General features: G+C 34.2%; 8 protein-coding genes. 1 reads left to right on the top strand and 7 read right to left on the bottom strand.

Annotated elements, in window-relative coordinates; all coding sequences use genetic code 11:
* Window positions 1–3: 3 nt before the first annotated feature.
* On the bottom strand, window positions 4–3,090 hold the full coding sequence (locus tag M4I21_RS11520) for a putative glycosyltransferase family protein (RefSeq protein WP_249559313.1): 3,087 nt from the start codon (window positions 3,088–3,090) through the stop codon (window positions 4–6).
* 216 nt (window positions 3,091–3,306) lie between these two features.
* On the opposite strand from M4I21_RS11520, the gene M4I21_RS11515 reads away from it, so the two are divergent.
* Window positions 3,307–4,458, top strand: a complete 1,152-nt coding sequence (locus tag M4I21_RS11515) for a response regulator (protein WP_249559312.1) — start codon at window positions 3,307–3,309, stop codon at window positions 4,456–4,458.
* A 76-nt stretch (window positions 4,459–4,534) separates the two neighbouring features.
* On the opposite strand, the gene M4I21_RS11510 is transcribed toward M4I21_RS11515, so the two are convergent.
* From M4I21_RS11510 to M4I21_RS11485, 6 genes are read right to left on the bottom strand one after another with little or no spacing between them, the layout of a single operon-like run.
* Window positions 4,535–6,172, bottom strand: coding sequence for a sodium:solute symporter (locus M4I21_RS11510; RefSeq protein WP_249559311.1), 1,638 nt, complete (start codon window positions 6,170–6,172; stop codon window positions 4,535–4,537).
* Between the two features lie 3 nt (window positions 6,173–6,175).
* A complete protein-coding gene (locus M4I21_RS11505) occupies window positions 6,176–7,720 on the bottom strand; it encodes a hypothetical protein (protein ID WP_249559310.1) in 1,545 nt (514 codons plus the stop codon).
* On the bottom strand, window positions 7,713–8,759 hold the full coding sequence (locus tag M4I21_RS11500) for a glycoside hydrolase family 130 protein (RefSeq protein ID WP_249559309.1): 1,047 nt from the start codon (window positions 8,757–8,759) through the stop codon (window positions 7,713–7,715). The genes M4I21_RS11505 and M4I21_RS11500 overlap by 8 nt, the downstream gene beginning before the upstream one ends.
* Window positions 8,760–8,811: 52 nt before the next feature.
* Complete coding sequence (locus M4I21_RS11495) at window positions 8,812–10,329, bottom strand: hypothetical protein (protein ID WP_249559308.1); 1,518 nt, start codon at window positions 10,327–10,329, stop codon at window positions 8,812–8,814.
* Window positions 10,330–10,359: 30 nt separating this feature from the next.
* A complete protein-coding gene (locus M4I21_RS11490) occupies window positions 10,360–12,027 on the bottom strand; it encodes a hypothetical protein (protein WP_249559307.1) in 1,668 nt (555 codons plus the stop codon).
* Window positions 12,028–12,038: 11 nt separating this feature from the next.
* Window positions 12,039–13,574: a RagB/SusD family nutrient uptake outer membrane protein gene (locus tag M4I21_RS11485; RefSeq protein ID WP_249559306.1), complete on the bottom strand. Its 1,536-nt coding sequence runs from the start codon at window positions 13,572–13,574 to the stop codon at window positions 12,039–12,041.
* Window positions 13,575–13,583: the final 9 nt, after the last annotated feature.

The following is a 13,583-nucleotide window of genomic DNA, read 5'->3' as shown; positions in this document are numbered from 1 at the left end:
AATTTATTTTGGATTTCCTATGTAGCTATTAATCTCTAGTTTAATAAAACTAAAACCTTTTCCTGTTTGTCCCTGTAATTGTTCTGCTATATGCTCTGTTTTTCTATTAGGAAATACTTTTTTTGCAATTTCAATATTCGGAGAACCATTTACAAAACAGTTTGTCATATCGTCATTAATAATATGCAAATCCTCTAAATCTAACAAGTCATAGTTAAAAGACTGTTTTCGTTGTATCCGCACGCCTTCGGTTAAAAAATTATGATCTACCCAAACTAATTTTTTATCGTCATCATAATAAGATATTAATAGCTGAGGTATGGTAACTTCTTGCACGCCAGAATTAAATAGCGCGCCAGACATTGTGCCATTAGAAAAGTTTAACTCTTGTAAAGACAATTTTTTGTATAAATCTGTATTAGCAACATTACCTGCACATTGCAAGTTAAATTTAGTTGGTATTTCTTCTAAATTAATAGGTGTAAACTCATCTGGGTTAAATGTTGGCGGCAATGTATCTTTTGTTGAAGACCAGGCTATGCCTTCAAAATTTATTTTAAAAGAGGTAATCTCCTTTGGCATAAGTTTGTGCTTAATATTGTCTTTAGCATTGTAGTTGGCTAGCTCTTTATTTTTTTGATTGTAAAGTGTGCCTTTTATAACAACATCACAAGGAACATTGTCTACGTTTTGCAATTGGCCAATAATGCTATACCTACCATTGTATTCTACTAACTTTGCAGTTAAGATTTCTAAAATAGGTTGTTTTAATACATCTTCATGGTGTGTTTGTTCTGTTGTAATTTTACGTCTACCGTGATTAAAAAAGGTAGTATTGTTATCTATAAATAATTGATCTGGTGGCAGGTCATTGTCAATTTTAGACGGACTTATATACCACTTGTTTTTTCTTTTTTTAACGGTATGGTAATAGGTTTTGTTAACAGCCTCTAAAGGTGTTATCCACCTAGTGTCAACTTTTACTCTAGCGCTAGTTTTGGTTTTGCTTACAAAAGAAATACCAATAGAGTCTAACTTGGCATACGAACTTAAAATACCATCTGTTACAGATACTTCTAACATATATTGAGATAGGCTTACATCATCATCAGGATTTAAATAAGAAAAAGCTCTTTCAAACTCTTTAAAATCTATAGCGTCATAATAGGCAGTAACTACATTTTTGGCATTTAACTGAGTCGTGTTTTTTGCGTAAAATAAATATCCGCCGTAGGCCAAACAAACCAGCACAATAACTGCCCAGATATGATTTACGGTAACTAATTTTTTAGAAAACTTATTGTACACTAATTTATACTTTAAGTAAGACGGTTCTGGTAATTTTTTAGATTTTAAAACACGTATCCAAACCAATTGTATGTTTATAATAAAAGCAAACAAAATTGTTAGTATAGGTATGGTGCTCCACATTATTTTTAAGGTGGTAGAGACATCTTCTTTAGGTATAATGGCAGGTATGGGTGGTACATTTAGTTTTTCCCAAACCATAATACCATTTTCTAGTTGCTGCAGTCTTTGCCACCCGCAGTAATATAAAATAGGGTCGTAAAACTTATCGTTAGAAAATATATACTTTAGATTGTATTTTTCTGGTACGGTTAAAAATTGCTGTAAAGAGCCAATACCTTCTACGCCTCTAAATTTAGAATTTTCTAATCGTTCTATAGCTCGTGTTGTAAGTTCTGGTAAGCGTCTTGCAGAGTGGTAATTACCATCTACCGTCATTGCTTTTGTTTGTGCAGACAACCACGCCATTTGGTCTCCAAAACCAAGAGTTAAGTAGCGCCAATGATCATGTTGATCTTGATTTAAAAAATTTACAATAGGCAACATCTTTATTTTGGCTGGTTGTGATGGTCTAAAATAGCCTAAGCTCATTGTAAAAATGACCATAAAGAGAATGCCACCCATAAAAAAACCACCAAGAATTCTATGGTAAACAGCACCAAAACGTTTTTGTAAATTCTGTTTTAAATCACCTTCTACCATCCGGTAGGCAAATTCTCCAAAAATGGGCAAAGCCATAATAGTAGCCCAAAGGGTAAAGCGGTCTAAGGTTAAAATATTAAAAGCTGTTTCGCCTAATAATTTTAAGGGAATAGGCGTTGTGCCGCCCGTTCCTAAAACAAGGAGCATAGAAAAAGAGAGTCCAAAAAATAAATATCTTTTGCTATAAAATCTATAAAAAATGTACGGAAGAATAAACAAGAGAATCCCCCAAGGAATCATAAAAAATACGAGTCCGGAAGAAAGTACTTCTAGAAAATTATCTCTAGATCCGTGCGGTATAGGAACCTGGGTAATTGGGTTTTTTTTAGAGTTTATCCAATAGGGTAAAATACAAAATATAATAAGTAAGAGCGATGAAAAGCCAAAGGTTACAATGCGCCAAAAAAGCTTTTTAAAGGCAGTTAAAAATACTTTAAAGTTAACGTCTTTAGATTTCTCTACTGTATCTCTAGCGGTATCCATAACCACCATACCAATAAGTGGAAAAATAAAGAATACCATTCCAAAAATTGGTGTAACATGATGAGATGTTACTGTAACAGCAATTAAAGAAAGACTGGTTATTAGGTATCTAATTTTACCATCTTTTATCCATAAATAAATCTCAGGTATACTATGTAGTAAAAGGGAGAGTCCCATAATACTAGGTAATTGCCCAAAAATATGTAGTGTCTCTATAAATGTAGATGAAAATACGGCGAGTAAAGCAGTGTATCCGGCAACCTGCCTATTGGCTGTCATTAGTAATCCAAACCTATAGGCACCAGTAATAAATAAGATAATGGCGAGTAGAGCAACAGAAAACATTCCAAATTTTAAACCACCTATGTACGATAAAATTGCAATTAGCTGATGTACCAGTGGCGGGTATGCCTGTACCGTAAAGCCCGTATACCAACGAAAATCCCAAGGTTCAAACCAACTATTGGCGTAATGATCAGCAAAAAATAAATGAATAAGGGCATCATAAGTATTCTCTAGAGTAAAGAAAATACTTGAACCGTGAAAAGCTATGCCTATAATAAGAGCTAATATTAATAAAATATTGGTTCTCTTCATAAATTAAATCCTGTAAGAATATATAACAAGATAAAGATAGACATATTGTAGCACTATATATAATGTGTGTTGTCCTAGCATAAAAACCATTCATCTACAGTAAATGGTTACTGACCTTAAAGTCAGATTTTTAAATAGTATTGCGTTCTATATTTGCAGAAGAAAAATGATAGTAATAACAGAATTTTTCTAACCCAAATTATAAAACCTTAACCTATGAAAATTTTAGCCATCGACGATCAACAATTAATTTTACTTTCTGTTGAAAAAAAATTAACTGATTTAGGATACCAAGTAGAAACTGCAAGTTCTGGAGCATCCGGAATAGAGATCTTTAACTCTTTTAGTCCAGATCTTGTTATAGTAGATATTAATATGCCAGATATGAGTGGTCTAGATGTGGTAAAACACATTAGAGAAACATCTAAAACTGCTATAATGGTAATGTCTGGTAATACTAATGAGGATACTATTTTAGACGGATTTAACCTTGGTATAGATGATTACATGAAAAAGCCTGTAAGTTTAGATGAGGTTGCGGCTCGTGTAAAACGTATAGTAGGCGCACCAGGACAGCCAAAAGAAACGGTTAAGACTCAAGGCGGACAAATGCTACAGAAAAACTGTGTGGGTGTTGTAATACCCTGTTATAATGAAGCAGATAGATTGTCTAGTGATGCTTTTAAAGATTTTGCTAGTAAAAATCTAGGGTACCATTTATGTTTTGTAAACGATGGTAGTACAGATAATACTTTAGAAGTGTTAGAAGAATTAAGAAAAGGACATGAAAATACAATAAGCATCTACAATTGTGAGAAAAACGGGGGTAAGGCAGAAGCTGTACGCCAAGGAGTATTGCATTTAACTAAAGATCCACAGTTTGATTATATAGGATATTTAGATGCAGATTTATCTACAGATTTTAGAGATTTTGATGAGTTGGTAAAAACATTAGAAAACTCAGAATATAAAATAGTAAGTGGATCTAGAATTAGTAGAATGGGGGCAGATATTACTAAAGAATCTGCTCGTAAAATAATAAGTAAAACAATAAACCTTATTATTCAGAATATATTAAAAATGCCTTTTAAGGATACACAATGTGGTGCTAAAATAATGGACAGAGAAATAGCAACTACAATGTTTAATAAAAAATTTATAACACGTTGGTTGTTTGATGTTGAGATCTTTATGCGTATGAAAAAGAAATACGGAAAAGATAACGTTCAACAATTAATTTGTGAGCAACCATTAAAAAGATGGATACATGCAGATGGTTCTAAACTGTCTATGAAAGACTCTATAAAAATTGTTGGTCAGTTAGCGCAAATTAGTTTGCATTACGGAAAAAAAAGTTATGAAGTTTAGGTTAAGGTTCTCTTCTAACTAAAAAAAACCACACTGTAATAGTGTGGTTTTTTCAATTAAACTAAACTTAGCTCTTTTAATAAAATAAGCCATACATAACAAAACAAGCTATAACTAATAAAATAGCTTGTACTCTAAAATTTTTATACCAAACAATGCCTTTTAATTCTTTGGTTTCGTCTATCCAAATTTGTTTTGTCCACGTATTTTCTGCAACCTTATCTGCGGGTGGCGGTGCAGTTGCTAAACTTACAATTATAGATACTACCAAACTAATAATTAGCAATACAGGAGCTAGTAATAAAAAGTGAATATCTATTTTAACGCCTAGTACATATTTTAACGTCATAATTGTTGCTGCAACAGCTAAGCCTGCCATAAGACCGCTAAAAGCGCCTTTAGCATTGGCTCTTTTCCAGAACAAACCAATAAAGAATGTGCCCACAATTGGTGGAGCTAAATAAGAAACTATTTCTTGGTAATAAGCTATAAGCGAATCAAATCTTTGAATATATGGAGCCCAGATAACAGCAATAATTAAAGTTACTATTGCTGTTATTTTACCAACTTTCACTTTTTTAGCACTACTTGCTGTTTTATCAATTTTACTGTAAAAATCCATAGTAAAAAGGGTTGATACAGAACTAAGAGTGGCACTTAACGTAGATGTTAATGCAGAAATCATTGCAGATAAAATAATACCAATAAGACCAACAGGCAATAACTTTACAATAAGCCTTGGGTATACCTGATCTGTATTTATGCCATATTTTTCTTTTAAATCGATACCACTTATTAATTCGTGCGGTAAATTCTCTACTCCAAATAGGTTTATGCCACGCGCAATTAATCCAGGAACAATAAAGATGAATAATGTAAATAGGTATAAAAAACCTACTAGTAAAACACCTTTTCTTCCGTGATCTATAGATTTAGCAGACAATACACGTTGCACCATAACTTGGTTGTTGGCCCAAAAGTAAAACCCAAGTATAGGTATCCCAACCCACATTCCCAGCCAAGGTACTGTTGGGTCGTCCAAAGGTCTGGTTAATTTTAACCAAACACCATCGTTAAATTTATCTATAAAAGATTCCCAGCCACCAATACTACTAATAGCATAGAACGATAAAATTGAAGATCCAATAATTAATACAGCGGCTTGTATCATATCTGCGTTAATAGCAGAAGACAAACCACCAATAATAGTGTAACTACCAGCAACGGCAGCCATTCCTATAATAATATAGAGGATTTCTACTTCCGGAAAAATCATTTTAATAATTAGCGCGCCAGTATATAATGTTGCGGCTGCATCTAAAAAAACATTTCCTATAATGGTAATAAAGGAGAAGTAGGTTCTAGACTTGCCATCAAACCTGCGCTCTAAAAATTCTGGCATTGTAAAAATTCCAGATTTTATATAAAATGGAAGAAAGAACATTGCGAAAAAGACCATTATTAAAACCGATATCCAGTTGTAATTAAAAACTGCAATACCACTTATAAAACCTTCGCCAGAATGCCCCATTAAGGTAGAACTAGAAACACTTGCAGCAAATAAGGATAACCCAACCATTGGCCAAGTTAAATTTCTACCAGCTAAAAAATAGTCGTCAGAATTATTACTTTTTCCATTCTTTAAGGCCCACCAAATAATAAAAACAATGTAGAGAACTAGAACGGTAAGATCTGTATAACTTAAGTTACTCATAATTTAATAGTTGTAGGTTGTGTAAAGTAATACGCTTTTTGCGGGAATAGTTATTTGTTCTGGTCCCGATGTAAAACTTAAATTATTTTGTACTGCTTTAGGAAAGTTATTGCCGTCTACAGGTCTGTTATTTTCACTGTAGCTATACTTTTTAAAGCTTTTATTTTCAAGATTTTCAGTATCTAAAGAGAATGTAGCTTCTTTATCACTGTTATTTACAATTGAAAATGTAACATCATTACTAGCCGACCAACCAGCTACCATACGTACTTTGTTTATATCTAATCCGGTAGTTTTTACAATTTTCATATCGTTTGTAAAATACCTTGTTAAAATAGACCACGTATAAAACCAAGGTCTTATGTCTTCTTCTTTGACATCGCCAGTTAGTTCTTTGCCAAAAATATTCCACATTCCCCATTTCTTAAGCTGATTTTTTTCTCCTGTATCGCCATTTGTGTGCATGGCATCATCTAATCCCCAGGCAATTACAGCATCAAAACCACTATTCATAGATTGCACTAAAACATCTGCCATATCTACACCATAGTCATAATCATAAATTGATAATTGACTATCTGGACTTGCAAACGGATCTGCTTCGTACCTTTTTATATTGCTATCTACGTATTTTTCAAACCCTATTTCTCCTAAAATAAAGGGCTTTCTGGCAACGCTATCCGCAAAAGAAATCATTGCAGTATAGTGTTTTTCAAAATCACCAGAACGTACAAATTCTTTAGTAGGATAATCGTGTACATCGTAAGCAGCTAAAACATCGTTTAATTGTAAAACCGATTCTTTTGCCCATTCTGCACCTGTATACTTAGATTTTTTGTTGTTAAATGGTGTAGCATCTGGACCTATTACGTGTACTGGTGTTTTAAGTTTTTTAGACACAAAAGCACTATCTAATTTTTTAACACCAAGTTTCCACTCGTCCCAATTACCATCTATAGAAGACCAATAACCATTTGGTTCGTTTACTAAATTGTAATACTTAATACAAGTATACCCTTTTTTATTTACTAGGTAATCTACATGTTGTGCAATACAATTTAACCATTTTGGATCTGTAGCTCCAGTAAATGCATCTTGCATTTTTAAATGCGTATCATGCACTTTGTAAGGTTGCCCCCATTCACCCAAAATAACTTTTATATTATTTTTTTCACAGTAGTCTAGCAACTTGTATAAAGCGTGCATTTCCTGGTTTTCAAAATTTAAAATAGGTGAACCATCTTTATCAATGCCTTCTAAATACCTCCAATTTGCCTGATCTAAAACTCGCACAATTTTGGGTTTCATATAGTCTAACCTTTTAAAAACGGTTTCCCATTTTTCATCGGTCATTAATAAACCCCATTCTGCATCATCTGCATCTGCGTGCGGGTACGCAGACCACTCTATGCCATTGCCAATAAACTCGCTAGAGATAATTTTATCGACTTCAATTTTAACTAACTCAGTCTTTTTTACCGTTTGGCAAGATGCTAACGGTAAAAAAACAAGGAGTATTATGTAGTTAAATAGTTGCTTTTTAAGCATTCTTTAATTCATTTAATAATTCATCAATACTGCAAGTTGCCAAGCCAACATACCTGTCTGCGGCTCCATAATATACATATAAAGTATCATCAATAATCATATTTCCTGTTGGAAAAACACAGCCTTTATAAAAGCCATCAATTTCATAATCGTGTTCTGGTTCCATAATCCAATTGGTTAGCCTAGACTTTACAATTGTAGGATCTTCTAAATCTAAAAGTGCCGCCCCAACACGGTAGTATCCTAATCCGCCATTCTCTACACCGTGGTAAATAATTAACCAACCATCTTTGGTTTTTAAAGGCGGCGTGCTGCCACCTATTTTTTCTTCCCAAGTACCATTTATTCCTGCTAACAGTAATGTGCTTGGTTCTTCCCAAACCATTAGATCATCAGAATAGCGAAGCCAAATAGAAGGCTTATCACAACCATACTCTTCGCCTACCCATTCCTTTGGCCTGTGTAGCATTGCAAATTTTCCATTTATTTTTTCAGGAAAAATGATAACGTCTCTATCGTCTAAATTACTTTGTGTAATTCTTCCTAAACGTCTGTAGTTTTTAAAATCTTTAGTTAAAAGCAAACCAGAATTTGCAATGTTATTTTTTAAAACCAAAGGTGCATCTACATCACATTCTGGTACTAAAATTTCATCATGATCAAAATTCCAATATTGTCCTGGAGGATGAGGTCTGTATGCATAAGTAACATAAAACTCATCTCCAAATTTTACAATTCTAGGATCTTCTACTGCGCCCATATCTGGACCATCAACACTAGGGCTAAAAACCGGTTTGTTAGAGGTTCTCGTAAAATTTACACCATCTGTACTAGTTGCTAATCCAAAGCGTATTTGGTGCTCTTTATCGTTGCCAGCAGCTCTGTAAAGCATATAAAAGGTACCTTCTTCATACCAAACTCCAGGATTACAAACTACTAAGCTTTCCCAGTCGTTTTCTGGATTTGGACTTAAAACCGGGTTGTTTTGGTGTTTTTTAAGGCATAATAACCCTGTTTTGTTTTCTTCTACAGTATTCATTCTAATTTATATTTCCTTATTCTTAATTTATATTTTCAATCCTAGCTTTACCTTATTCCATATTTGTGAATAGAATAAAAGATTCCCCTTCTAATGTCATTTTTACTCCTTCAGCAAAGTTTAAATTCATATTATTTTCTGATGGAACAGCAAATCCATCAGCATCTACAGCACCCGTAAAAGAACCATCTGCTTTAGATTTATAACTGTATTTATTTGCTGTAATAGCACCTAGGAAGTCCGACTTTAATTCTAGCTCATATGTAGCGTAGTGCGAGTTTACAATTGCTATTGTTTGTTTGCCATTGTAAGTACCTACTACAGCACGTAATCCTTTTTTGTTTGGTAGGTTTACATTATAAATATCACTACCAGCAGGGAAAAAGCGTGTTAATAAAGAAACGGGGTAGAAATATGGTCTTATAGCTTCGTCCGCAGCATTAGCTGTGTGCTCTTCGCCTAAGATGTTCCAGAACCCCCAACGTTTTAATTTATCAGACTGGTAATCTCCGTTGTCAGGGCTATTATACATGGCATCATCCATATTCCAAACTAAAGAGCCAGAGTACCCTTCTCTCATTGCTTGTATTAAAGCATCTGCCATATCTATACCGTAAAATGCTTTGTAAATCATCATATTAGAATCTTCACCAGCGTACGGGTCATTAGCAATTGCTTCTTCGTTTTCTAACTTTAATTGTGCATCAACTTCTGTGTATTTAAAACCTATTTCACCTAAAACAATACGCTTGTCTGCAGGAGTTTCTTTTTTATAAGCTCTAAGCATTTGAGCAAATTCTCCATTACGAATTAATTGCTGTTGTGGGTATACGTGAATGTCATACAAACCAACATTATCTCCTAAATCTGCTTCCGTTTTTGTAAACCAATCTGTCTGGCTAGCCGTGTTAAAAACTGCAATATCTGGCCCCATAACTTTTAAATCTGCCAAGCTGTATTTTTTCATTTCTTCTAAATACGCTAGTTGTACATTTTTCCAAATATTGTAATCCCCTTTTGTACTAGACCAGTCGCCATTTGGCTCATTAATAATATTTATGGTCTTAATATTTGTATACCCTTTTTCATTTATTAAATGATTTAAGAATTTCACAGAGTTTTGAATCCAACCCATATCTATAGTGCTAATGTCATCAGTAGAACTATGTCCCCATTCACCAAACGTAATTTCTATATTGCGGTCTTTTGCGTAGTCTAACATTTTAAAAAGTGAAACCGTTTTTGTTGTCTCGTCATACGTACCATTATTGTCATAAGACCACGCAGGATTTGTTACTATTCTTAAAAACGGAGGGCGCATAAAATCTATACGATTAAATAAAGTGTTCCAATCCGCATCGCTAAGTGTTTCTGTTCCTAGCCAAGTTGGTGTCATTTCATAACCTCCCCATTGTGCACCGTTACCCACAAAGTCTGTAGAAACCAATTCTTCTGTAATTACTACTTCTCTATTTTTTTCTAGAGAAGTAAATGCCGGTTCTTCATCGTCACAACTTGCGGCAATAAGTAACATTGGTAATACAGCGGCGAATATATTTTTTACTGTCATTTTTTTGTTTTTTTTAATTCGATAAAAGAACTATTGTTTGTCTAAATTAATCTCGTATTGATACGCCCAACACATGTAATTATCATAGTTTCCGTAGCTCCAATTAGGCTCTAGTTCTCTGTAAGCAAGTGTAAACTGAAGTGTAATTCCTGTGTCTGTAGCTAACATTTTAGCTTCTGAGGTAAGATCGTCTTTAGAAGTGCCTATGTACATTGTATTTGTGGCTAAATCTATCTCAAAGTAAGATTCGCCAGCAGGTAGCAAATGTCTAAGCTTGGCATTTAAGTCTACATCCGCATCTACGTGGTTGTAATCTCCGTATACGCCATCGGCGCCAGCGTTATTTGTTATTTTTCCATTAGGTCTGTCACCATTATAGCCTTCGTTTACAATAACAATTTCGTTATCAAATTCTAAATTAGCACTTGTAAAATCATCGCTAATATTTTTGCTGTAATCACTACCGTACTCTTGGTTTACATAGATTAGAGATGATGGGTTAGAGTAGGTGCCATCTAAATCAGATTTTACTAGAATTTTTATGGTCCAGCTTGCATTTTCTCCAGTTTCTGAAGTAACATTTATAGTAGTCGTATTTGCTGTTGAAAAATCTAAAGCGCTACCAACACTAGTATCAGCTGTTGCAGCGTAAGACAAGTCTAAGCCAGTAAGTTCTATGGCTGCTAAATTTGCGCCATTATCTAAAATAGTAACTGTAATTTCTTTAGTGTCGCCATCTATTTGCGTATCACCATCTTGGTCTTTAACGGTTAGGCCTGTAATACTATTACCTGTTTGTAACACACGCTCTTTAGTCAACGTATACCAAGTTGAATTGGACATATGCGCTAATTCCTCATAACTCCAATCGGTATCTGTCCAGCTAAAGTTATCTGCTAAATAAGGAACTTCTGTTTTTAGTGTAACCTCATTAGTTGTAGTAAGTAATTCTAGGTCTAGTTCGTATTCAACTTTATTAGCGTCAGTAATAATTACCTTGTTGCGTTCAAAATCTCGTAACCAAGTACCATTACCTGTTGGTATTTTTCTGAATCTAGAATTAAAATCCCAACCTTTACTAGCATCGGTATAACTACCAAAAGCACCATCGTCACCAGCGTTATGTTCATACGTGCCAAAAGGATTCCCTTTAGCATCTGCGCCTTCTACAGTAAAAATAATTTCGTTGTCTAACTCAGGGTTTAATTCTGGTAAATAATCTGTAATCTGAACATATTTTTCCCATCCCCAGCTTTCCCAGGTAAACATATCGCAATACATACGTATATCACCAATATACCAAGTGCCTTCTAAATCAGATTTAAAAGGTAATAAAGAAACCTCCCAGTTTAAGCTTTCTCCTGCGCCAGAGGCAACAGCAATTGTAGCTGTACCGCTGCTTAAATCTAAGGTTGTACCTTTCTCATTTGCAGAGCTAGCTCCGTATGAAAACGCGATGTTTTTAATTTCCACATTTGCTAAGTCAGCTATGTTCTCTACTTTGGCATAGATTTTAATTTTTGCATCGTCAAAATTACGTTCTATAATAGCTGTGCCTATTTGGCCTTCGACTAAAATAGAAACCACATTGCGTTCTTTTTGCCAATCTGTGCCCTCTACATCTTCAAGAGGGTTTTCTGTACAAGCAACAAAAAACAATGCCAGTACTATAAAGTATATGTTATATAATTTTTTCATTATGCTTTAGTTTAGTTGATGTTTGGGTTTAAATCTATCTCACGTTGTGGAATTGGATAAAAAGCTACTGCATCTGGAGATAAGCCAGCTGCTTTTGTAACATTACTTTGTACCGTGTTTGTGCGTCTAAGATCCCATAGTCGATCTCCTTCGTAAGCAAGTTCTCTTTGGCGTTCTGCTACAATTAGTTTTCTAAAATCGGCTTTAGACAAACCTCCAATACTAGCTAATTCTGTAGCATTGGCTCTATTTCTAATTTGGTTGTATTGTACTAAGCCATCTGCATTTGCAGTAGCTTCTGCATATACTAATTGTATGTCTGAGTAGCGAATTAAATACGGTCTTGTGCTTGTTTTGTCACCCTCGAACTTAGGATCTATATATTTTCTAGTGAAAGGATAAATTACCGTGCCATCTGCAACAGAGCCAATAGCGGTACCACTTTGATCATATACTTCAGAAACAAACAAATCTGTTTTACGTTTGTCTGCAGTTTCATAAGACGCAAATAATTTATCTGAAGTTTGAAAAACGCTCCACCCATCGTGTGTTGGAGAAAAAGTATCATCTGTATTTTTTAGATATACTGTAGCGCCATCTATATAAGGAATAAAGTATTTAGATAATTTAGAATAATCGCCCTCTTGCGTACCAGACCTATCTAATGATAAAATAAAAATATGTTCCGGACCGTCAGGAGTATCAACATTGTAAATGTTTTGAAGATCCATATCGTGACTATATTCACCTTGATTATTTAAAACCATACCAGCATATTCTGCAGATTTAGCATATAAATTATCTACACTTTCTGTAATGGTATTATACTTAGGAACCCCACTTTCTTTTGCAGAAGCAGCAAATAAATATACTTTAGAAAGTAATGCCTGTGCAGCAACTTTATCTGCACGACCTGCAACTCTGTTTACTTCTAAATTGTCTATCGCTCTAGTTAAATCTTCAATTAAAAAAGCATAAACCTCCTGCATATCTGCAGGTAGTGTAGCTGTTGTTTCATCTAACTTGTCAATTAAAGATTTTTGTAATGGCGCTAAACCAAATGCTTTTACGGCATTAAAATGGTTATAAGCCCTTAAGAATAAGGCCTCACCTAAAATGCGTTTTTCGTCTTCTGGATTAAACCCTTTGCCTTCTATGTTTTCTATAACAGCATTGGCACGATTTACAGCAATATAAATGGATCTGTAATATTGTGTTAGTAATTGGTTTTGAGCAGTAACCTCCCAGTTTGCAAATGCTTGCGCATCTGCACCTTCGTCTGCCTTTACATTACAGTTGTCTGATGCTAATTCTGTAAAGTAATATGTTACAGGAGCATAACTAACAAGTGTAAGTGCGTCATAAGCATATAAAATAGATGCTTCTGCGTCTTCTATAGTTTTATAGAAGTTTTCATCGGAATAAAAACCAGTAGGTTCTACATCTAGACTTTCGCAAGAAGTAACACCTGCAACAAGAGCGAGCGCTACTATTAATTTTTTAAAGTGCTTCATTTTCAATTCGTTTATTATTGTAAATGTTTTCATTTTAACTGA

It is taken from the genome of Cellulophaga sp. 20_2_10 (assembly GCF_023476645.1).
Lineage (GTDB): Bacteria > Bacteroidota > Bacteroidia > Flavobacteriales > Flavobacteriaceae > Cellulophaga.
This window is presented reverse-complemented; position numbering and strand designations above follow the sequence as displayed.